Source organism: Streptomyces sp. (assembly GCF_031181555.1).
Taxonomy (GTDB): Bacteria; Actinomycetota; Actinomycetes; order Streptomycetales; family Streptomycetaceae; genus Streptomyces; species Streptomyces fimbriatus.
In genome coordinates, this window is sequence record NZ_JAPSKQ010000015.1 from 36534 (window position 1) to 57836 (window position 21303).

Annotated in this window: 17 protein-coding genes and 1 tRNA gene; 11 read left to right on the forward strand and 7 right to left on the reverse strand. The window is 71.3% G+C overall.

The genetic code is table 11. From position 1 onward, the window contains the following. Positions 1-133: 133 nt before the first annotated feature. Both RIM90_RS05665 and RIM90_RS05670 read right to left on the reverse strand, forming a co-directional pair. Positions 134-1225 carry a metallophosphoesterase gene (locus RIM90_RS05665; RefSeq protein WP_309059442.1) on the reverse strand — a complete coding sequence of 364 codons (1092 nt, stop codon included), beginning with the start codon at positions 1223-1225 and terminating at the stop codon, positions 134-136. Positions 1226-1451: 226 nt separating this feature from the next. Continuing rightward, positions 1452-2564 (reverse strand): LacI family DNA-binding transcriptional regulator, encoded by a 1113-nt coding sequence (locus RIM90_RS05670; RefSeq protein ID WP_309059443.1) that lies wholly within the window; start codon positions 2562-2564, stop codon positions 1452-1454. 439 nt (positions 2565-3003) lie between these two features. Between RIM90_RS05670 and hisC the strand changes: the two genes are divergently transcribed. From hisC to RIM90_RS05695, 5 genes are all read left to right on the forward strand, one after another. Continuing rightward, positions 3004-4083 carry a histidinol-phosphate transaminase gene (gene hisC, locus RIM90_RS05675; RefSeq protein WP_309059444.1) on the forward strand — a complete coding sequence of 360 codons (1080 nt, stop codon included), beginning with the start codon at positions 3004-3006 and terminating at the stop codon, positions 4081-4083. Between the two features lie 316 nt (positions 4084-4399). Beyond that, the gene (locus RIM90_RS05680) at positions 4400-5905 is read left to right on the forward strand and encodes a cytochrome ubiquinol oxidase subunit I (protein ID WP_309059445.1); all 1506 of its coding nucleotides are present in this window, start codon (positions 4400-4402) and stop codon (positions 5903-5905) included. A gap of 20 nt (positions 5906-5925) precedes the next feature. After that, complete coding sequence (cydB, locus tag RIM90_RS05685) at positions 5926-6930, forward strand: cytochrome d ubiquinol oxidase subunit II (protein ID WP_309059446.1); 1005 nt, start codon at positions 5926-5928, stop codon at positions 6928-6930. A 12-nt stretch (positions 6931-6942) separates the two neighbouring features. Further along, the gene (cydD, locus tag RIM90_RS05690) at positions 6943-10455 is read left to right on the forward strand and encodes a thiol reductant ABC exporter subunit CydD (protein ID WP_309059447.1); all 3513 of its coding nucleotides are present in this window, start codon (positions 6943-6945) and stop codon (positions 10453-10455) included. 155 nt (positions 10456-10610) lie between these two features. Then, positions 10611-11669: a M23 family metallopeptidase gene (locus RIM90_RS05695; protein ID WP_309059448.1), complete on the forward strand. Its 1059-nt coding sequence runs from the start codon at positions 10611-10613 to the stop codon at positions 11667-11669. A 60-nt stretch (positions 11670-11729) separates the two neighbouring features. Here the strand turns inward: RIM90_RS05695 and RIM90_RS05700 are convergent, their stop codons facing one another. The 5 genes from RIM90_RS05700 to RIM90_RS05720 all read right to left on the reverse strand — a co-directional run bounded on the left by RIM90_RS05700 (position 11730) and on the right by RIM90_RS05720 (position 16673). Next, on the reverse strand, positions 11730-12692 hold the full coding sequence (locus RIM90_RS05700) for a Cof-type HAD-IIB family hydrolase (RefSeq protein WP_309059449.1): 963 nt from the start codon (positions 12690-12692) through the stop codon (positions 11730-11732). 107 nt (positions 12693-12799) lie between these two features. Continuing rightward, entirely contained in the window at positions 12800-13702 is a 903-nt protein-coding gene (locus RIM90_RS05705) for an LLM class flavin-dependent oxidoreductase (protein ID WP_309059450.1), read from the reverse strand. Positions 13703-13762: 60 nt separating this feature from the next. Further along, complete coding sequence (locus RIM90_RS05710) at positions 13763-14221, reverse strand: hypothetical protein (protein WP_309059451.1); 459 nt, start codon at positions 14219-14221, stop codon at positions 13763-13765. Positions 14222-14227: 6 nt separating this feature from the next. Beyond that, positions 14228-14776 (reverse strand): RNA 2'-phosphotransferase, encoded by a 549-nt coding sequence (locus RIM90_RS05715; RefSeq protein WP_309059452.1) that lies wholly within the window; start codon positions 14774-14776, stop codon positions 14228-14230. A gap of 139 nt (positions 14777-14915) precedes the next feature. After that, positions 14916-16673: an SDR family oxidoreductase gene (locus RIM90_RS05720; protein WP_309059453.1), complete on the reverse strand. Its 1758-nt coding sequence runs from the start codon at positions 16671-16673 to the stop codon at positions 14916-14918. Between the two features lie 170 nt (positions 16674-16843). On the opposite strand from RIM90_RS05720, the gene RIM90_RS05725 reads away from it, so the two are divergent. The 6 genes from RIM90_RS05725 to RIM90_RS05750 all read left to right on the forward strand — a co-directional run bounded on the left by RIM90_RS05725 (position 16844) and on the right by RIM90_RS05750 (position 21178). Next, entirely contained in the window at positions 16844-17836 is a 993-nt protein-coding gene (locus tag RIM90_RS05725; protein ID WP_309059461.1) for an ABC transporter ATP-binding protein, read from the forward strand. Then, positions 17826-18740 (forward strand): ABC transporter permease subunit, encoded by a 915-nt coding sequence (locus RIM90_RS05730; RefSeq protein WP_309059454.1) that lies wholly within the window; start codon positions 17826-17828, stop codon positions 18738-18740. Before RIM90_RS05725 ends, RIM90_RS05730 begins: the two co-directional genes overlap by 11 nt. After that, the gene (locus RIM90_RS05735) at positions 18737-19648 is read left to right on the forward strand and encodes an ABC transporter ATP-binding protein (RefSeq protein ID WP_309059455.1); all 912 of its coding nucleotides are present in this window, start codon (positions 18737-18739) and stop codon (positions 19646-19648) included. The genes RIM90_RS05730 and RIM90_RS05735 overlap by 4 nt, the downstream gene beginning before the upstream one ends. Before the next feature lie 11 nt (positions 19649-19659). Beyond that, the gene (locus RIM90_RS05740; RefSeq protein WP_309059456.1) at positions 19660-20379 is read left to right on the forward strand and encodes an ABC transporter permease; all 720 of its coding nucleotides are present in this window, start codon (positions 19660-19662) and stop codon (positions 20377-20379) included. 91 nt (positions 20380-20470) lie between these two features. Then, complete coding sequence (locus RIM90_RS05745) at positions 20471-20806, forward strand: hypothetical protein (protein ID WP_309059462.1); 336 nt, start codon at positions 20471-20473, stop codon at positions 20804-20806. Positions 20807-21089: 283 nt separating this feature from the next. Beyond that, positions 21090-21178 (forward strand) — tRNA-Ala (locus RIM90_RS05750). Positions 21179-21303 lie beyond the last annotated feature (125 nt).

Below are 21303 nucleotides of genomic sequence, written 5' to 3' on the forward strand. Positions count from 1 at the left end.
GCAGAAACGGAGGGGAGCCTGCTACGGATAAGCCGATGGTAGAGCGGTGACGGCGCGCGGTGACAGGGGGTTTACCGAAATTGCCGCGCGTGCGGTGCGGGCGCGGGCCGCCGGACGACGGCCCCGTGAACCGTCAGACGCCGAGCGGCAGTTGCTGGACCAGCAGTTTTCCGGCCATCGTGACGCCGCCGTCCATGGCGATGGCGAGACCGTCGGCGTAGACGTGCGGTCCCGAGACCACGGGGCCGGTGTCGTCCTCGCCGTCCTCGGACCCGACTTCGCCCAGCAGGTACGGAATGGGGCTGTGGCCGTGAACGACCCGGGTGCCGCCGTACGTATCCAGCAGGGAGCGCACCGCGTCGGCGCCGCCCTCGTCGCGGAAGGAGAACCGCTTGGTGAACTTGCGGAACAGGTCCCAGACCTCGTCCGCGTCGTTGCGGGTGAGCGTTTCGCGGACGGTGTCGTTGACCTCCTCGATGGAGCGGCCGTAGTCGAGGTAGGCGGTGGTGTCGGAGTGGAGCAGCAGGTGGCCGTCGACCTCCTCGACGGCGTCGAGGCGGGCCATCCACTGGAGGTGGTGGTCCTGGAGGCGGTCCATGTCGGTCTTCTGGCCGCCGTTGAGCAGCCAGGCCGCCTGGAAGGTGGCGGTGCCCGCGCCGGAGTTGACGGGGGTGTCGCCGAACCGCTTGGCGCCGAGCAGCAGCAGCTCGTGGTTGCCCATGAGGGCCTTGCAGTAGCCGCCGGCCGCGGCGGCCTCGGCGGAGAGCCGCATCACGAGGTCGATGACGCCGATGCCGTCCGGGCCGCGGTCGGTGAAGTCGCCGAGGAACCACAGCCGCGCGGTGCCGGCGCACCACTGCCCCGCGGAGTCGATGAGGCCCTGCTCCTGGAGGGCGGCCACCAGCTCGTCGAGGTAGCCGTGGACGTCACCGACCACGTACAGCGGGCCGGGGCCGGTGGCGGGCTGCGGGGCGGGCACGGACGCGGGGTCGACGGTCACCTGAACAGTGTCACCCCGATTGATGACGGGGAGGTCCCGCTGGGTGGGGGTGTATCCCTCCGGATAGGTCTCCTCGGACGGCGGGACGACGTCACCCGGGTGGGTGCTCTGGATGTACGGACCGGTCTCGTGGACGTACGCGGGTACGCGGAAGTCGCGCAGTGTCGCCGTCCGCTCCACCTCGGGTCCCTGACCGGCCCCCTGAGTCATCGACCCCTCCACCATCGCGCCGCATCTGCACCGCGTCGGACTGCCTGGTCGCAGCGGCCCGCGGTGTCGTGGGCCCATCATAGGAATGCGGATCGCGCCATGTGATGACCCAGGGGTGGTGAATCGGAGCAAGACTCCGGGTCTCCGCGCCTTTCGCCCCGTTTGGGCCGGAATTCGACCGCCCTGTGGCCTTCCCCGCCGCGAACGCTGTTCGCGGGACCGGCCCGTCGGTGCCCCGGCGTCAGGTCCTCTTCGGTGACCTCGGCGGGCTGACCGTCGTACGGGGCGGCCGGCGCTGCGAGGAGGTGCGCACGATCAGCTCGGTCGGTACCACCTGCTCCACCGGGTGGTCGGAGTCGACCCCCTCGATGGCGTCGATGAGCAGCTGGACCACGGTCGTGCCGATGCGCCGCGGTTTCAGGGAGAGCGTGGTGATGGGCGGTTCGGTGCTGGCGTAGACGGTGGACTCGCTGCAGCAGACGAGCAGCAGGTCGTCCGGGACGCGCAGGCCGTAGCGGCGGGCGGCGGCGAGCAGGTCGGTGCCGTTCGGGTCGAACAGGCCGTAGACGGCGTCGGGGCGGTCGGGGCGGGCGAGCAGCCGGTCGGCGGCGACGGCGCCCGCGCACGGGTCGTGCGCGGGGTAGGCCTCGTACACCGGGTCCTGGCCGACGCGCTCGCACCAGCGCAGGTACGCGGTGGTCGACAGATGGGTGTAGGTGTCGGTCGTCGTCCCGGTGAGCAGGCCGATGCGGCGGGCGCCGGCGTCGGCGAGGTGGTCGAGGATGCCGAGGACCGCGGCCTCGTGATCGTTGTCGACCCAGGCCGTGACCGGCAGTGAGCCGGCCGGGCGGCCGTCGGAGACGACCGGTAAGCCCTGGCGGACCAGTTCGCTGACGACCGGATCCTGGTCGGAGGGGTCGATGACGACCGTGCCGTCCAGGGCGACGTTGGACCACACGTCGTGGCGGGAGGTCGCGGGGAGGATGACGAGGGCGTAGCCGCGGGCGAGCGCGGCGGAGGTGGCGGCGCGCGCCATCTCGGCGAAGTACGCGAACTCGGTGAAGGTGAAAGGTTCATCCCCGTACGTCGTCACGGTCAGGCCGATGAGGCCGGACTTGCCGGTACGGAGGGTGCGGGCGGCGGCCGAGGGGCGGTACCCCAGTCTGTCGGCCACCTCACGGACGTGGCGCCGGGTGGCGTCCGGGAGCCGACCCTTGCCGTTGAGGGCGTCGGAGACGGTCGTGATGGAGACTCCGGCGGCGGCGGCCACGTCCCTGATGCCCGCTCGACCCGGCCGGCTGCCTCGGCGTGAGGTTTCCGCGCGGCTCACCTGGTGCTTCCCTGCTGCTGTCATGGCGAGCCGATAGTAGGGCTCATACGGTGGGGTAGGGCGGGCGCATATGCATGCGTTGACAGGCACGTTTCTGCAAGATCATTTAATGTTAACCCCCTTTGAAAACAAGGGTGTTGAGCACTCCCATGCCAGTATCCGACGTGTCGGCGCATGCGGGCCTGCCGAGGGCGCGATGTTGCGAAGAGGTCTCAACTCACCTGCACGGGGGATGCGCGCTACGGCGCAAGCCACCGGCGCGTAGATATATGTGCGGCGCGCCCCCGGCTCGTGCGCCATTCATGCACCTTCGAGTGATGTTGCCCTTGTCGGCAGTGGGACGCACGGGCCGCTTGAGCGTCTCTGCCGCCCCTATACGCAGCGGCGTCGAATCCTCATAAGGTGAGCAGTATTGGATGTCGGCGGCGGTCATGGGCCGCCGGTCTTCGCGAGGAGGACTGCGGTGAGCGAGACGAGCCCCAAGCTGCGCGCCGAGCTGGAGGGGATCCCCACGTACAAGCCGGGCAAGCCGGCGGCGGCCGGTGGCCCGGTGGCCTACAAGCTGTCCTCCAACGAGAACCCCTATCCGCCGCTGCCGGGTGTGATGGAGACCGTCACGGCCGCGGCCTCCTCCTTCAACCGCTACCCGGACATGGCCTGCACGGCCCTGATGTCCGAGCTGTCCGAACGCTTCGCCGTCCCGGTCTCCCACCTGGCCACCGGCACCGGCTCGGTCGGTGTCGCCCAGCAACTGCTGCAGGCCACCTCGGGCCCCGGCGACGAGGTGGTCTACGCCTGGCGGTCGTTCGAGGCGTACCCGATCATCACCCAGATCAGCGGTGCCACGTCCGTGCGGGTGCCGCTGACGCCGGGTGATGTGCACGACCTGGACGCGATGGCCGCGGCGATCACCGACCGGACCCGGCTCGTGTTCGTCTGCAACCCCAACAACCCGACCGGCACGGTGGTGCGGCGGGCCGAGCTGGAGCGCTTTCTCGACCGGGTGCCCCGCGACGTCCTGGTGGTGCTCGACGAGGCCTACCGTGAGTTCATCCGGGACCCCGAGGTGCCGGACGGCGTCGAGATCTACCGGGAGCGGCCCAACGTCTGCGTTCTGCGGACCTTCTCCAAGGCGTACGGCCTGGCGGGGCTGCGGGTCGGTTTCGCGATCGCCCACGAGCCGGTGGCTGCGGCACTGCGCAAGACGGCGGTGCCCTTCGGGGTGAGTCAGATCGCGCAGGACGCGGCGATCGCGTCGCTGCGGGCCGAGGACGAGCTCATCGGCCGGGTCGGTTCGCTGGTGTGCGAGCGCAACCGTGTGATGGACGCGCTGCGCGGCCAGGGGTGGACGGTGCCCGAGAGCCAGGCCAACTTCGTGTGGCTGCGGCTGGGGGAGCGCACGGTGGAGTTCGCGCAGGCGTGTGAGCAGGCGGGCGTGGTCATCCGGCCGTTCCCCGGAGAGGGGGTGCGGGTGACGATCGGCGAGGCCGAGGCGAACGACATCTTCCTGAAGGTGGCGGAGGACTTCCGCAAGCAGCTCTAGCGGCCCGTGAGGGCGGGGGTCCTCCTGACGCTTTCAGCCGGCCGGCGACTCAGTCGTCGGCCGGTTTCCTGTGTGGTGTCCGTTTCACGTGAAACGTCCAGGACAGCGTCGGCGTGCCTGCGATTCAACAGAGTGTGGAAGCCCTCGCCAAGGGGTTGACGTCACACGGGACCCCCCTTCCGGGTGTGAAAAGCGGTAGGTCATAATTGCTTGTGAATGTGAACGCGTTCACAAGCAGATCCCGTTTTCCCGAGTTGTGGGGGACGAACGGGACCAAGCGGCCGCTGCTGACCACGGCGAAGTAAGGAGCGACGACGTGGATCTGGCTCTGGCGCCGGAGACCCTGGCGCGATGGCAGTTCGGTATCACCACCGTCTACCACTTCCTCTTCGTTCCCCTGACGATCTCGCTGGCCGCCCTCACCGCCGGGCTGCAGACCGCCTGGGTGCGCACGGGGAAGGAGAAGTACCTCAAGGCGACGAAGTTCTGGGGCAAGCTCTTCCTGATCAACATCGCGATGGGTGTGGTCACCGGCATCGTGCAGGAGTTCCAGTTCGGCATGAACTGGTCCGACTACTCGCGGTTCGTCGGTGACGTCTTCGGCGCCCCGCTCGCCTTCGAGGCACTGATCGCCTTCTTCTTCGAGTCCACCTTCATCGGTCTGTGGATCTTCGGCTGGGACAAGCTGCCCAAGAAGATCCACCTGGCCTGCATCTGGATGGTCTCGATCGGCACGCTGCTGTCGGCGTACTTCATCCTCGCGGCCAACTCCTGGATGCAGCACCCGGTCGGCTACCGGATCAACGAGGAGAAGGGCCGAGCCGAGCTCACCGACTTCTGGCTGGTGCTCACCCAGAACACCACGCTCAACCAGGTCTTCCACAGCTTCTCGGCGGCCTTCCTGACCGGCGGCGCCTTCATGGTGGGCATCGCCGCCTTCCACCTGATGCGGAGGAAGCACATCCCGGTGATGCGCACCTCGCTCCGGCTCGGTCTGGTCACCCTGGCGGTCGGAGGCCTGTTCACCGCGGTCAGCGGCGACACCCTCGGCAAGGTCATGTACGAGCAGCAGCCGATGAAGATGGCCGCAGCCGAGGCGCTGTGGGACGGCGAGGCACCGGCTCCCTTCTCCGTGTTCGCCTACGGGGACGTCGACGAGGGCCACAACAAGGTCGCCCTGGAGATCCCCGGCCTGCTGTCCTTCCTCGCCCACAGCGACTTCGACTCGTACGTGCCCGGCATCAACGACACCAACGAGGCCCTGCGGGAGAAGTTCGGTCCCGGTGACTACAAGCCCATCGTCCCCGTCGCCTACTGGGGCTTCCGCTGGATGATCGGCTTCGGCATGGCCTCCTTCTCCCTCGGCCTGCTGGGGCTGTGGCTCACGCGGAAGAAGTTCCTGTTGCCGGCCGCCCTGCGCACCGGGGAGGACGAGGTACCGCGTCTGGTGCTGCTGAAGCAGCCGCTCGGGGCGAAGCTGTCCCGGCTGTACTGGCTCCTGGCGCTGTGGACGATGGCGTTCCCGCTGATCGCCAACTCCTGGGGCTGGATCTTCACCGAGATGGGCCGTCAGCCCTGGGTCGTCTACGGCGTGATGCAGACCAAGGACGCCGTCTCCCCCGGCGTGTCCCAGGCCGAGGTCATCACCTCGATGACCGTCTTCACCGTGCTCTACGCCGTCCTGGCCGTCATCGAGGTCAAGCTGCTCGCCAAGTACGTCAAGGCGGGGCCGCCCGAGCTCACCGAGTCCGATCTCAACCCGCCCACGAAGCTCGGCGGCGACCTCCGTGACGCCGACAAGCCGATGGCCTTCTCGTACTAGGCCGAGGGAGCTGCACCGTCATGGAACTGCACGACGTCTGGTTCGTACTGATCGCCGTCCTGTGGACCGGCTACTTCTTCCTCGAGGGCTTCGACTTCGGGGTCGGCGTCCTCACCCGGCTGCTCGCCCGCGACCGTGCCGAGAAGCGGGTGCTGATCAACACGATCGGCCCCGTCTGGGACGGCAACGAGGTCTGGCTGCTCACGGCGGGCGGTGCGACCTTCGCCGCCTTTCCCGAGTGGTACGCCACGCTCTTCTCCGGCTTCTACCTGCCCCTGCTGCTCATCCTGGTCTGCCTGATCATCCGCGGTGTCGCCTTCGAGTACCGGGTCAAGCGGCCGGAGGAGCGCTGGCAGCGCAACTGGGAGACGGCGATCTTCTGGACCTCGCTGATCCCCGCCTTCCTGTGGGGCGTGGCCTTCGGGAACATCGTCCGCGGTGTGAAGATCGACGCCGAGTTCGAGTACGTGGGGACCGTCTGGGATCTGCTCAACCCGTACGCACTGCTGGGAGGCCTGGTCACCCTCACGCTGTTCACCTTCCACGGGACGGTGTTCACCGCGCTCAAGACGGTCGGGGAGATCAGGGAACGGGCGCGGCGACTGGCGCTGCGCGTGGGCCTCGTCACGGCCGTACTCGCGTCGGCCTTCCTGCTCTGGACCCAGGCCGACAAGGGGGACGGCACGAGCCTGCTAGCGCTGGTCGTCGCCGTCGCCGCGCTGGTCGCCGCGCTGGTCGCGAACCAGGCGGGGCGCGAGGGCTGGTCGTTCACGCTGTCCGGCGTCACCATCGTGGCCGCCGTGGCGATGCTCTTCCTGACGCTCTTCCCGAACGTCATGCCGTCCACGCTGGACGCGGACTGGAGCCTCACCGTCACCAACGCCTCTTCCAGCCCCTACACCCTGAAGATCATGACCTGGCTCGCGGTGATCGCCACGCCGGTCGTCCTGCTCTACCAGGGCTGGACGTACTGGGTGTTCCGCAAGCGGATCGGCACGCAGCACATCGCCGATCCCGTGCACTGAGGTGTGTTTCACGTGAAACCAATCGACCCGCGGCTGCTCCGGTACGCCCGTGCCACCCGGCTCTTCCTGGTGGCGGTCGTCGGCCTGGGCGCCGTCGGCGCGGGGCTGGTCGTCGCCCAGGCCATGCTCATCGCCGAGATCGTGGTGGGTGCGTTCCAGCACGGCATGTCCGTCGGCGCACTCGGCACTCCCCTGCTGCTCCTCACCGCCGTCGCGGTCGGTCGTGCGCTGGTCGGCTGGCTCACCGAGCTGGCCGCCCACCGGGCGAGCGCCGCGGTGAAGTCGGAGCTGCGGGGACGGCTGCTGGAGCGGGCGACGGCGCTGGGCCCGGGATGGCTGAGCGGGCAGCGCACCGGTTCGCTCGTCACCCTGGCGACCCGCGGGGTTGACGCCCTCGACGGCTACTTCTCGCGCTACCTGCCCCAGTTGGGTCTGGCGGTGGTCGTACCGGTGGCGGTGCTGGCGCGCATCGTCACCGAGGACTGGGTCTCGGCGGCGATCATCGTCGGCACCCTGCCGCTCATCCCTGTCTTCATGGTGCTGATCGGTTGGGCCACCCAGTCCCGGATGGACCGTCAGTGGCTGCTGCTGTCCCGCCTGTCCGGGCACTTCCTGGACGTCGTCGCCGGGCTGCCGACGCTGAAGGTGTTCGGACGGGCCAAGGCCCAGGCCGAGTCGATCCGGCGGATCACCGCCGAGTACCGGCGGGCGACCATGCGGACGCTGCGGATCGCCTTCATCTCCTCCTTCGCGCTGGAACTGCTCTCCACCCTCTCGGTGGCCCTGGTCGCGGTGACCATCGGCATGCGGCTCGTGCACGGCGGCATGGACCTCTCCACCGGCCTGGTCATCCTGATCCTCGCGCCCGAGGCGTACCTGCCGCTGCGGCAGGTCGGGGCGCAGTACCACGCGGCGGCGGAGGGACTTGCGGCGGCCGAGGAGATCTTCTCGGTGCTGGAGACGCCCGTCCCGGCGCCGGGGACCGGGACCGGGACGACGGGCGGCCTGCCCTCCGAGAGGGGCGGTCTGTCCTTCGAGGGGGTGACGGTCCGCTATCCCGGCCGCTCCACGGACGCCGTGTCGGACGTGTCCTTCACCGTCGCCCCCGGGGAGACGGTCGCGCTCGTCGGACCGAGCGGGGCGGGCAAGTCCACGCTGCTGAACGTGCTGCTGGGATTCGTCCGGCCGGCCGAGGGCCGGGTGCGGATCGGGGAGACGGATCTCGCCGGAGCCGACCTGGCCGAGTGGCACCGCCGCGTCGCCTGGGTGCCGCAACGGCCGCACCTGTACGCCGGGACGATCGCGGAGAACGTACGGCTGGCCCGGCCCGACGCGGACGACGACGCCGTGCGGCGTGCCCTGCGGGACGCCGGCGCGCTGGAGTTCGTGGACGCGCTGCCCGAAGGCGCCGGCACCGTGCTCGGCGAGGACGGGGCGGGGCTGTCCGCGGGGCAGCGGCAGCGACTGGCGCTCGCCCGGGCCTTCCTCGCGGACCGGCCCGTCCTGCTGCTCGACGAGCCGACGGCCGCGCTGGACGGTGCGACCGAGACCGAGGTCGTGGCGGCGGTACGCCGGCTGGCAGCCGGTCGGACGGTGCTGCTGGTGGTGCACCGGCCGGCGCTGCTGGCCGTCGCGGACCGGGTGGTGCGGCTCGCGGAACCGGCTCCCGTCGGCCACGGGGAGTCCGTGCGCCGGGAGGCCGGCCCCGCGACGGCCCCCGCAGCGGAAACCGTGCCGGAGGGCGGGCCCGCCGCGCCCGGCACGGACACGACCCCGGGCGGCGTGCTCGCTCGTGTCCGTGCCGCGTCCGGCTCCTGGCGGGGGAGGCTCACGCTCGCGCTGCTGTTCGGCACGCTCGCGCTGGGCAGCGCCGTCGGGCTCATGGCCACGTCCGGGTGGCTCATCTCCCGGGCCTCGCAGCAGCCGCCCGTGCTGCATCTGATGGTGGCCGTGACGGCGACCCGGGCCTTCGGCATCGGGCGGGCGGTGTTCCGTTACGCCGAACGGCTGGTGTCGCACGACGCCGTCCTGCGCATGCTGGCCGACCTCAGGGTCGCGGTGTTCCGGCGGCTGGAGCGGCTGGCGCCCGCCGGACTGCGCGATGCGCGCCGGGGCGATCTGCTCTCCCGGCTGGTCGCCGACGTGGATGCCCTCCAGGACTACTGGCTGCGGTGGCTGCTGCCGGCCGGTGCGGCCGTCGTGGTCTCCGCCCTCTCCGTCGGCTTCACGGCCTGGCTGCTGCCCGAGGCCGGGGCCGTGCTCGCGGCCGGACTGCTGGCGGCGGGGGCCGGCGTGCCCCTGCTCACCGGCGCCGTGGCCCGGCGTGCGGAACGCAGGCTGGCGCCCGCCCGGGGCGTGCTCGCGACCCGTGTGACCGACCTGCTCACCGGCACCGCGGAGCTGACCGTCGCCGGTGCCCTGCCCGCGCGGACCGCCGAGGCGCGGCGGGCCGACGGCACGCTCACCCGGATCGCCTCGCGCGCCGCCACCGCCACCGCGCTCGGCGACGGGCTCACCGCGCTGATCTCGGGCCTGACCGTCGCGGCCGCCGCGCTCGTCGGCGTCCAGGCGGTGGCCGCCGGCCGGCTGGACGGTGTGGCGCTGGCCGTCGTCGTCCTCACCCCGCTGGCCGCGTTCGAGGCCGTCCTCGGGATGCCGCTCGCCGTGCAGTACCGGCAGCGGGTGCGCCGGAGCGCCGAGCGCGTGTACGAGGTGCTGGACGCCCCGGTGCCCGTACGGGAGCCGGAGCGTCCGCGGAAGGCTCCCGCGTCGCCGTTCCCGCTCGTGGTCAAGGGGCTGGCCGCCCGGTACGCCGGGCAGGACCGGGACGCGCTCGCCGGGCTGGACCTGACGCTGGAGCGCGGCCGCCGGGTCGCGGTGGTCGGCCCGTCCGGGTCCGGCAAGACGACGCTCGCGCAGGTGCTGCTGCGGTTCCTGGACCCGGACGCCGGCTCGTACACGCTGGCCGGGGTGGACGCGTACGCCCTGGACGGCGACGACGTGCGGCGGCTGGTCGGTCTGTGCGCGCAGGACGCGCACCTCTTCGACAGCACGGTGCGGGAGAACCTGCTGCTCGCGAGGCGGGACGCGACCGAGGACGAGCTGCGCGACGCGCTCGCCCGGGCCCGGCTGCTGGAGTGGGCCGACAGCCTGCCGGACGGGCTCGACACGCTCGTCGGAGAGCACGGGGCGCGGCTGTCCGGCGGGCAGCGGCAGCGACTGGCGCTGGCCCGGGCACTGCTCGCGGACTTCCCCGTGCTGGTGCTGGACGAGCCCGCGGAACACCTCGACCTGCCGACCGCGGACGCGCTCACCGCCGACCTGCTGACCGCCACCGAGGGCCGTACGACGCTGCTCATCACCCACCGCCTGGCGGGACTGGAGGCGGTGGACGAGGTCGTCGTGCTGGACGGGGGACGAGTGGTGCAGCGCGGTCCGTACGCCGAACTGGCGGCCGCGGACGGACCGTTGCGGTCGATGGTGCGGCGGGAGGCGGAGTCGGAGCTCCGGGCGGGCGTCCGCTGACCGGACGCCTCCGGTCATGACGGGACGTCAACCGGAACCGGACGGGCCGTCGTTCGGCGGTAGGGCGGTACCGCTGGTCCATCCGGGGTGAGGAGTCCCCCATGCGTACGACCTGAACAGGACCGTGCACCGGGGTGGGGGCCAGGATCGCAGGCATGCGTCTCACCCGCCGCCATCCGCTGCTCGTCGCCGTGCTGCTGTGCGCGCTCGCCGTGCTCGCCGCCCGGCCCACCGACGGCGACGGCGCCCACGCCCCCGGCCACGGCTCCGCGTCCGGCATCAGCGCGCAGGTGGCGCGGCTGTACGAGGAAGCGGCGGCGGCGACCGAGCAGTACGAGGCGGGGCGCAGGGAGGCCGAGGAGCAGCGGGCCGAGGTGCGGCGGCTGGAGGAGGAGCTCGGCCGCGAGCGGCGGGCGATGGCCGGCATGCACGAGGACCTGGGGCGGATCGCCAGCTCCCAGTACCGGAGCGGTGGCGGGCTGCCGCTCACCGCGCACATGCTCCTCGCGGACGACCCGGAGGAGCTGATGCGCAGCCAACGGGCCGTGTGGCAGGCGGAGCTGTCCCTCGACAAAGCGATCGAGAAGAGCGCGCGGGCCGAGGCACGGATCGCCCGGGAGGAGGCCAGGGCCGCGGCGGCGTGGAAGGCGCTGAAGAAGCGGAACGCGGAACTCGCCACCCTGAAGCGGAACATCGAGCGGAAGCTCGAAACGGCGCGGTGGAAGCTCCAGGGACAGGCGGACGCCTCGGTCACGGCCGGCGCCTGCCGCGGTGCGGTCCGGCTCGACCAGCCGGAGACGCGGTTCACCACCTCCTGGGTGGCGCCGGTGGAGACGTACGCGTTGTCCGCGTCCTACGGCAGTGGCGGCGCGCTGTGGGCGAACCGGCACACCGGGCAGGACTTCGCGGTGCCGATCGGCACACCGGTCCGGGCCGTGGGCGCCGGCAAGGTGGTGAAGGTGTCCTGCGGAGGCGCCTTCGGCATCGAGATCGTGCTGAAGCACTCGGGCGGTTACTACACCCAGTACGCCCACCTCGCCAGTGTCGCCGTCGACCAGGGCGACCGGGTCTCGCCCGGGCAGTGGATCGGTCAGTCCGGCACCAGCGGCAACTCCACCGGACCGCACCTCCACTTCGAGGTGCGGGTCACCCCGGAGATGGGCTCGGCGGTCAACCCGGTGCCGTGGCTGGCCCAGCGCGGGGTCACCCTGTGAACAGCGCGGAGTGACCCTGTGGACGACGGCCGGACCACCGGCACCGCGACCGGACAGGCCCTAGGACCGCTCCGCCAGCAGCTGTTCGATCACCACGGCCACCCCGTCGTCGTTGTTGGCGACCGTGCGCCCCGACGCGGCGGCGGCGACGTCCGGGTGGGCGTTGCCCATCGCGAAGGACCGGCCCGCCCAGGTCAGCATCTCGATGTCGTTGGGCATGTCCCCGAACGCGACGACCTCCTCGTGGGAGATGCCCCGCTCGGCGCAGCACAGGGCGAGCGTGCTGGCCTTGGACACGCCGGGGCCGCTGATCTCCAGCAGGGCGCTGGGGCTGGAGCGGGTGACGTTGGCACGGTCGCCGATGGCGAGCCGGGCCAGGGTGAGGAAGGCGTCGGGGTCCATCTCGGGATGGAAGGCGAGGATCTTCAGCACGGGCTCGTCCGCGGCGGGACCGTCCGGCCCCAGCAGCTCCTCGGCGGACCTGAGGACGTCCGGGACCTCCATGTGCAGCTTCGGGTACTCCGGCTCCTGGTTGAAGCCGTAGGTCTGCTCGACGGCGTACACCGTGCCCGGCGCGGCGTCGCGCAGCAGCCGTACGGCGTCCAGCGCGTTCTCCCGGGCCAGCTCCCGCACTTTCACGAAGCGGTGTGTGCCGGGGCCGCCGTGCAGGTCGACGACGGCCGCGCCGTTGCCGCAGATGGCCAGCCCGTGGCCGTGGACGTGGTCGCTGACGACGTCCATCCAGCGGGCCGGGCGGCCGGTGACGAAGAAGACCTCGATGCCCGCCTTCTCGGCGGCGGCCAGCGCGGCGACCGTGCGGGGGGACACCGACTTGTCGTCGCGCAGCAGGGTGCCGTCCAGGTCGGTGGCGATGAGCCGCGGGGGAAGGATGGGGTTGCCTCCCTGCTCATGGGGATGTCCCCGCTCGGGCGAGGCCGAGAGCGGGGGAACAGTCGAGATCGTGGAAGAGGCCGGGGTCTCGGGCTGTCGGGTCGCTGAGGTCACCCGGCCATTGTTCCGCATATGCCCGCACGACCGTGCGGCACTGTGCACATCTGAGTGATTACCGCCCTTGCCGGGGCCCGGGCGCGGGGCGGAGCCGCGAGGCGATGCCGGACCCGTCCGGCCGCTCAGGGCAACTGCGTCGGCGCCTCCATCGCGATGCGCTCGAAGACCTTCTGGTCCGCCGCGAAGTCCGAGTCGGGGATGGGCCAGTGGATCACGAGCTCGGTGAATCCCAGCTCGGCATGGCGGCCCGCGAAGTCGACGAACGCGTCCAGGGACTCCAGCGGCCGGCCCCGGTCCGGGGTGAACCCGGTGAGCAGGATCTTGTCCAGCCCGGTCACGTCCCGGCCGAGTTCGGCACAGGCGTCGGCCAGCCTCTCCGCCTGGCCGCGAATGGCCTGAATCGATTGCTCGGGGGCGCCGTTCTCGTACAGCTTGGGGTCACCCGTGGTCACCCACGCCTGTCCGTGCCGTGCCGCCAACCGCAGTCCGCGCGGCCCGGTGGCCGCCACGGCGAACGGCAGCCGGGGCCGCTGCACACAGCCGGGGATGTTGCGGGCCTCGTGCGCCGCGTAGAAGTCGCCCTCGTACGACACGGAGTCCTCGGTGAGCAACCGGTCGAGCAGCGGGACGAACTCGCCGAAGCGGTCGGCGCGCTCGCGCGGCGTCCACGGCTCCTGGCCGAGTGCGGTGGCGTCGAAGCCGGTGCCGCCCGCGCCGATACCGAGCGTGACGCGCCCGCCGGAGATGTCGTCGAGGGAGATGAGTTCCTTGGCCAGGGTCACCGGATGCCGGAAGTTCGGGGAGGTCACGAGGGTACCCAGCCGCATCCGCTCGGTGACGGCCGCGGCGGCGGCCAGGGTCGGGACGGCACCGAACCACGGACCGTCCCGGAAGCTGCGCCAGGACAGGTGGTCGTAGGTGTACGCCGTGTGGAAGCCGAGATCCTCGGCACGCTCCCAGGCCGCACGGCCGCCCTCGTTCCAGCGGCGGTACGGAAGGATCACGGTGCTCAGGCGCAGACTCATGTCACCGAGCCTATGCGCCGCCCCCCGGTTTCACGTGAAACGATCAGTGCCCGCGCGCGGTCAACGCACCCGCGCGCTCAGCCACGGCGTGAGGACGATCATGGGGATGAGCTCCTTGTGCGTCCGGTCCCCGGGGAGCGGCACCATCAGGAAGTACCCCGGCGGAAAGCGCCGCGCCCTGACATACGCCAGGCCGCCGAAGACGGAGCGGAGGAAGGCCGGCACGTCGTCGCGTGGGATGTCGGGGCACTCCACCCCCTCGATGTCGATCAGCGCGTCGTCCTCGGGATAGAGCCGCACGCTCACCCGTGGCAGGCCGCCGAACTCGACGTAGGCCTCGTGAGGGAGGGAGCCGTCGGGGTCGGTGGTGACGCCGACGCCCGCGGCGGTGCGGCGCGAGGTCCGGTCGGCGCCGATGTCATGGGTGACTTCGATCTCGCGCTCGTACGTCTCGGCGAGCGCCCGGAGGGCGGCGACGGCGGCCTCAGTGGAGGGCAGGTGGTCCATACCACTGATCATGCGCCTTCAACGGCCGCCGGGAAACCGCAGATACCGAACGGGCACGGCTCGGGTCAGCCACACGCCGTTGGCACTCACCCGGAAGACATGGCCGTCGCGGTGCATGGCGGCCGCGTCCACGGACAGGACGACCGGACGGCCGCGCCGGGCGCCCACACGGGCAGCCGTCTCGCGGTCGGCGGAGAGGTGCACGTCGTGCCGGTTCATCGGCCGGAGCCCCTCGGTACGGATCGCGTCCAGGGAACGGGCGACGGTGCCGTGGTACAGGTACGGCGGCGGCGTGGCCGGCGGCAGTGCGAGGTCGACCGCGACGCTGTGGCCCTGGCTGGCGCGGATCCGGGTGCCCTCGACGGCGAAGCGCCGCTTGTCGTTGACGGCGACGACGTGGTCCAGTTCCTCCCGGGTGAACGGGAAGCCGTGTGCGGCCGCCGCGGTGATCAGCGTGTCGATCTCCACCCAGCCGCCCCCGTCGAGCGTGAGCCCGATCTTCTCCGGCTGATGTCGCAGATGCCTGGCGAGATACTTCGACACCTTCACGGTGCGTTGTTCGTCCATCCCGTCAGCCTGCCGGGAGAGACGCGAATCACGCGACAGATTTCGTTCAACAGGTTTGATCCACAGCCAAGTGCGTTTATCCACAGGAGAGTTGGGGGCTTCTGTGGACAACCGACCCGCCCGGCTCACACCGGCGGCTTCACATCGGCGGCTTCACCCGAGCGATCCTCCGCAGCGCACCCGGCATCCACCGCGACAGCGCATACGCCGTCCGCGCCTCCGGCGTGACCGGTACCACCGCCTCGTTGCGCACCACCGCCCGCAGGATCGCGGCGGCGACCTTCTCCGGGGGATAGTTCCGCAGGCCGTAGAGCCGGGCCGCCCGCCGCTGCAGGCGGCGCTCCTCCTCGGCGTCCGTGCCCGCGAAGCGCGCGGTGGCGGTGATGTCGGTGTTGACGAAGCCGGGGCACACCGCCGTCACGCCGATCCCCCGCCCCGCCAGCTCCGCGCGCAGGCACTCGCTCAGCATCAGCACCGCCGCCTTGGAGGTGCTGTAGGCGGGCAGCGCCCTGGACGGCTGGAACGCCGCCGCGGAGGCGACGTTGACGATGTGGCCGCCCTGCCCGCGCTCGGCCATGCGCCTCCCGAGGAGCCGGCAGCCGTGGATGACGCCCCACAGGTTGACGTCGAGGACCTTCCTCCAGTCCTCCGCGGTGGTGTCGAAGAAGGAGCCGCCCAGGCCGACACCGGCGTTGTTCACCAGGACGTCCACCACGCCGTACTCGGTGGTGACCCGCTCGGCGAACTTCTCCATGGCCTGCTCGTCGGAGACGTCCACCGTCTCCGCCCAGGCCGCCGGCGCCCCGGCACGGCGGGCCTCACCGGCGGTGCGGACCGCGGCCTCGGCGTTCCGGTCGGCGGCCACCACACGCGCGCCCGCCTCGGCGAAGGCGAGCGCCGTCGCCCGTCCGATGCCGCTGCCCGCCCCGGTGACCAGGACGAGCTGCCCGCCGAAGCGGTCGGCGTACCGTCCCGGAGCGGTCACCTCCGTCCGGCCGTCCTCCACGGACGTCACGAAGTCGGCGATCCACGTCGCCAGTTGGTCGGGGCGGGTACGCGGCACCCAGTGCTTGGCCGGCAGCGTCCGCCGGGTCAGCCGCGGCGCCCACAGCTCCAGTTCGTCGTGGAGCCGCTCCGAGAGGAAGACGTCCCCCAGGGGCGTGATGAGCTGCACGGGCGCGTGCGCGTAGGCGTCCGTGCGGGGGTTCTGCAGCCGGGGCCGGACGTTGTCGCGGTAGAGCCAGGCCCCGTGCGCCGCGTCCGACGGCAGGGACGGGGTCGGATAGTCGCCGCCGGGCACCTTCTCCGCGCGCTCCAGGACGCGCGGCCAGAGCGTGCGGAGCGGGCCGCGCCAGGCCAGTTCGGGCAGCACCGGCGTGTGCAGCAGGTAGACGTACCAGGACCTGGCGCCCTGGCCGAGCAGCTGGCAGACCCGGCGCGGGGTGGGCCGCTTCAGCCGGCGGTCGATCCAGTGCCCGAGGTGGTCCAGGGACGGCCCGGACATCGAGGTGAAGGAGGCGATCCGCCCCTCGGTGCGGGGCACGGTGACGAACTCCCAGGACTGCACCGAGCCCCAGTCGTGCCCCACCAGGTGCACCGGCCGGTCCGGGCTGACCGCGTCCACGACGGCCAGGAAGTCGTCGGTCAGCTTCTCCAGGGTGAACCCGCCCCGCAGCGGTCGCGGTGCCGTGGAGCGGCCGTGGCCCCGGACGTCGTACGCCACGACGTGGAAGCGTTCGGCGAGGCGCGGTGCGACCTCGGACCACACCTCCTTGCTGTCGGGATAGCCGTGCACCAGGACGACCGTCGGCCGCCCCCGGTCGCCCATCTCGGCGACGCACAACTCGACCCCGCCCGTGCGCACCCGGCGCTCTCGCGCGCCCCGCATCCCCGTCACACCGGCGAATGTGGCAGTTGTTAGAGGGTTCGTCAATAGTGCCCCGTGGTCCGTGGGCGACTCTCAGGCAGGACCCCCCTACGGGTCCGTACGACTCCAGGGGGACCCCAAGACGGCTCTCCGGTCTGACGACCGGGGGGTCGGGGGTCACTACCGTCGAGGGCGTGACTGTGATCGTGACCGAAAGCCTGAGCAAGCGGTTCCCCCGGGTGACCGCGCTTGACCGGCTCTCCGTGGACGTCGGGCCCGGTGTGACCGGACTCGTCGGAGCCAATGGAGCCGGCAAGTCCACACTGATCAAGATCCTGCTGGGTCTGTCCCCCGCCACCGAGGGCCGCGCCGAAGTGCTCGGCCTCGACGTCGCCACCAGGGGCGCCGCCATCCGTGAGCGGGTCGGTTACATGCCGGAGCACGACTGCCTGCCGCCGGACGTCTCGGCCACCGAGTTCGTCGTCCACATGGCACGCATGTCCGGCCTGCCGCCCACCGCCGCGCGCGAGCGCACCGCGGACACGCTGCGCCACGTCGGCCTGTACGAGGAGCGCTACCGCCCCATCGGCGGTTACTCCACCGGCATGAAGCAGCGCGTGAAGCTCGCGCAGGCCCTCGTGCACGACCCGCAGCTGGTCTTCCTGGACGAGCCGACCAACGGCCTCGACCCGGTCGGCCGCGACGAGATGCTCGGCCTGATCCGCCGGATCCACACCGACTTCGGCATCTCGGTCCTGGTCACCTCGCACCTCCTGGGCGAACTGGAGCGCACCTGCGACCACGTCGTCGTCATCGACGGCGGCAAGCTGCTGCGCTCCAGCTCCACCACGGACTTCACCCAGATCACCACGACCCTCGCGATCGAGGTCACCGACACCGACGAGCACCCGGACGGCACCCGTGCGGTGCGCGACGCGCTCCACGCGCGCGGGGTGACCGTCGAGGACGGCAGCGGGCTGCCGGGCGCGGGCCACGTTCTGCTGCTCACCGCGCAGGGTGAGGAGACCTACGACCTGGTCCGGGACGTCATCGCCGACCTCGGCCTCGGCCTGGTGCGCATGGAACAGCGCCGGCACCACATCTCCGAGGTCTTCAAGAACAGCGACAACAGCGACAAGAACGACAGGAACAACGACGAGCAGCGGAAGGAGGCGGTCGGCCATGGCGGCTGAGCAGTCCACGCAGACACCGGTCACTGCACCGGGTGACACCCGTATCCACAACATCGGCTACCGCTCCTACGACGGCCCCCGCCTCGGCCGCGCCTACGCCCGGCTCTCGCTGTACTCGCAGTCCCTGCGCGGCTCCTACGGCCTCGGCCGCTCGGCGAAGTCCAAGGTGCTGCCGATGCTGCTGTTCGTGGTGATGTGCGTGCCCGCCGCCATCATGGTGGCCGTCGCGGTCGCCACCAAGACCAAGGAACTGCCCGTCGACTACACGCGTTACGCGATCATCATGCAGGCGGTGATCAGCCTGTACGTGGCCTCGCAGGCGCCCCAGTCCGTCTCGCGCGACCTGCGCTTCAAGACCGTTCCGCTGTACTTCTCGCGGCCCATCGAGACCGCCGACTACGTGCGCGCCAAGTTCGCGGCGCTGGCCTCGGCCCTCTTCATCCTCACCGCCGCTCCCCTGCTCGTGCTGTACATCGGCGCGCTGCTGGCCAAGCTCGACTTCACCGACCAGACCAAGGGATTCGCACAGGGACTCGTCTCCGTGGCACTGCTCTCGCTGCTCTTCGCCGGCATCGGCCTGGTCATCGCGTCGGTCACCCCGCGCCGCGGCTTCGGCATCGCGGCCGTGATCGCCGTCCTCACCATCTCCTACGGCGCGGTCTCCACGCTCCAGGCGATCGCGGAGGTGCAGAACAGCGGCGACGGCATCGCCTGGATCGGCCTGTTCTCGCCGATCACCCTCATCGACGGTGTCCAGTCCGCCTTCCTGGGCGCGACCTCCGCCTTCCCGGGCGGCGTGGGCCCGAGCGACGCCGAGGGCGTGGTCTACGTCCTCTTCAGCCTCGGCCTGATCGCCGCCTGCTACGGCCTCCTGATGCGGCGCTACAAGAAGGTGGGACTGTGACCACGCTCAACATCGACCACGTCTCCCGCTGGTTCGGCAACGTGGTCGCCGTCAACGACATCACCATGACCATCGGCCCCGGCGTCACCGGCCTGCTCGGCCCCAACGGCGCCGGGAAGTCCACCCTCATCAACATGATGGGCGGCTTCCTCGCCCCCTCGACCGGCACCGTCACCCTCGACGGACAGCAGGTGTGGCGCAACGAGGCCATCTACCGGCACATCGGCGTCGTCCCCGAGCGCGAGGCGATGTACGACTTCCTCACCGGGCGCGAGTTCGTCCTCGCCAACGCCGAACTGCACGGCCTGGGCGCCAAGGCCGCCCAGAAGGCCCTGGCGACGGTCGAGATGGAGTACGCGCAGGACCGGAAGATCGCCACGTACTCCAAGGGCATGCGGCAGCGCGTGAAGATGGCCTCGGCACTGGTCCACGAGCCGTCGCTGCTCCTGCTGGACGAGCCCTTCAACGGCATGGACCCGCGCCAGCGCATGCAGCTGATGGACCTGCTGCGGCGCATGGGCGACGAGGGCCGCACCGTGCTGTTCTCCTCCCACATCCTCGAAGAGGTCGAGCAGCTCGCCTGGCACATCGAGGTCGTCGTCGCCGGCCGGCACGCGGCCAGCGGTGACTTCCGCAAGATCCGCCGCCTGATGACGGACCGCCCGCACCGCTACCTGGTGCGCTCCAGCGACGACCGCGCCCTCGCGGCCGCGCTGATCGCCGACCCGTCCACGTCCGGCATCGAGGTCGACCACGCCGAGGGCGCGCTGCGCATCCAGGCCGTCGACTTCGGCCGCTTCACGGCCCTGCTGCCGAGGGTCGCGAAGGAACACGGCATCCGGCTGCTCACGGTCTCGCCGTCCGACGAGTCCCTCGAGTCCGTCTTCTCGTATCTGGTCGCGGCGTAGGAGGCCGAAAGATGTACGACCCCACAGTCGCCCGGCTCACCTACCGGGCCCTGCTCGGCCGTCGCCGGGCCCTCATCCTGGGCGCGCTGCCCCTGCTGCTGATCGCGATCTCCCTGGCGGTGCGCGGCCTCGCCGGGGCCGACGACCAGACCGCCGCCGACGTGCTCGGCGGACTCGCGCTCGCCACCATGGTGCCGATCATCGGTGTCATCGCGGGCACGGGCGCCATCGGTCCCGAGATCGACGACGGCTCGGTGGTGTACCTGCTGTCCAAGCCGATCAAGCGGCCGACGATCATCTACACCAAGCTGATCGTCGCGATCGCCGTGACCATGGTGTTCTCGGCGCTGCCCACGCTGATCGCGGGCTTCGTCCTGAACGGCAACGGCCAGCAGGTCGCCGTCGCCTACACCGTGGCCGCGCTGGTCGCGTCCATCGCGTACGCGGCGCTCTTCCTGCTGCTCGGCACGGTCTCCCGGCACGCGGTGGTGTTCGGCCTGGTCTACGCGCTGGTCTGGGAGGCCCTGTTCGGCTCCCTGGTGCCCGGTGCGCGCACGCTGAGCGTCCAGCAGTGGTCGCTGGCCGTGGCCCAGAAGGTCTCCGGCGGCGACCTGGTCACCTCGGACGTCGGCCTGACGACCGCGACGGTCCTGCTCGCGGCGGTCACCGTCCTGGCCACCTGGTACGCCGGCCAGAAGCTGCGCGCTCTGACGCTCGCCGGCGAGGAGTGACGCGTACGCGCCCTTGACGGGGGCTTCACCCCCGCCCCGGCACACTGACCGAAAGCGGACGCAACCGCACGATTCGACGGGGAGGAATCCGATGGCGGGCGAGGGGGCCGGACACGAGGGCCACGGCGGACACGGCGGGCGGGACGGACGGGGCGACGGGGACGACCGGGGCGGACACGGCGGCGGCGAGCGGGCCGGTGGCCGGGAAGGTCCCCGGGACGACGGCCGGGACGGCGCCTGGGACGGTGTCGTCCTGGACGACGACTTCGTACGCGCCGCCGAGACCGCCGAACCGTCCGCCCGGGCCCGGATGCTGACCGAGCGCTGGCGCCGCGAGGAGCCGGAGCCGCAGCCCTGGCGTTCCGACGAACCGCCCGCCGGCTGGTTCTTCGCCAAGTCCCGTCGCCGCAGGTGGCGGCGGCGCTAGCCGGAGCGGTGCCCGCCCCCTCGGCGCCGGTTAATTCGGTGGCGTCCGGGCCGCCCGCCGGGCAGAGTAGGGGTGTCCGCACCGCCGGGAATGTCCGGTGCCGCGATCTGGGAGAGGAGTGGGACGCATGTCCATGCACGGCAGTACGTCCAGCTCCCGTCGGGGCAGCCCGCGGCGGACTCCGGAGTAATCCCTACTCCTCCGTCGAGTCCGCCCCGCACGGGGAGCTGCCCGGGGCGGCCGCTTCGAGCACGCGCGTTCGCGTCGCGTGGGCCGCCCACCCGGAGGATTGGCCGAGTGGTAAGGCACTGGCTTGGCTCAAGCCATGATCGGGCCGGAAGGCCCGCGCACGTTCGATCCGTGCATCCTCCGCCGAACGCCGAACGCCGAACGCCGAACGCCGAACGCCGAACGCCGGGCGTCAGCCCAGCAACCGCTCCAGCACCACCGCGATCCCGTCCTCCTCGTTGGAGGACGTCACCTCGTCGGCCACCGCC

What these genes read in the sequence shown, in the direction of transcription:
- RIM90_RS05665 (WP_309059442.1), bottom strand. Translation starts at nt 1,225, where the DNA reads ATGGTGGAGGGGTCGATGACTCAGGGGGCCGGTCAGGGACCCGAGGTG.
- RIM90_RS05670 (WP_309059443.1), bottom strand. Translation starts at nt 2,564, where the DNA reads ATGACAGCAGCAGGGAAGCACCAGGTGAGCCGCGCGGAAACCTCACGC.
- cydB (WP_309059446.1), top strand. Translation starts at nt 5,926, where the DNA reads ATGGAACTGCACGACGTCTGGTTCGTACTGATCGCCGTCCTGTGGACC.
- RIM90_RS05695 (WP_309059448.1), top strand. Translation starts at nt 10,611, where the DNA reads ATGCGTCTCACCCGCCGCCATCCGCTGCTCGTCGCCGTGCTGCTGTGC.
- RIM90_RS05700 (WP_309059449.1), bottom strand. Translation starts at nt 12,692, where the DNA reads ATGCGGAACAATGGCCGGGTGACCTCAGCGACCCGACAGCCCGAGACC.
- RIM90_RS05705 (WP_309059450.1), bottom strand. Translation starts at nt 13,702, where the DNA reads ATGAGTCTGCGCCTGAGCACCGTGATCCTTCCGTACCGCCGCTGGAAC.
- RIM90_RS05710 (WP_309059451.1), bottom strand. Translation starts at nt 14,221, where the DNA reads ATGATCAGTGGTATGGACCACCTGCCCTCCACTGAGGCCGCCGTCGCC.
- RIM90_RS05715 (WP_309059452.1), bottom strand. Translation starts at nt 14,776, where the DNA reads ATGGACGAACAACGCACCGTGAAGGTGTCGAAGTATCTCGCCAGGCAT.
- RIM90_RS05730 (WP_309059454.1), top strand. Translation starts at nt 17,826, where the DNA reads ATGGCGGCTGAGCAGTCCACGCAGACACCGGTCACTGCACCGGGTGAC.
- RIM90_RS05740 (WP_309059456.1), top strand. Translation starts at nt 19,660, where the DNA reads ATGTACGACCCCACAGTCGCCCGGCTCACCTACCGGGCCCTGCTCGGC.
- RIM90_RS05745 (WP_309059462.1), top strand. Translation starts at nt 20,471, where the DNA reads ATGGCGGGCGAGGGGGCCGGACACGAGGGCCACGGCGGACACGGCGGG.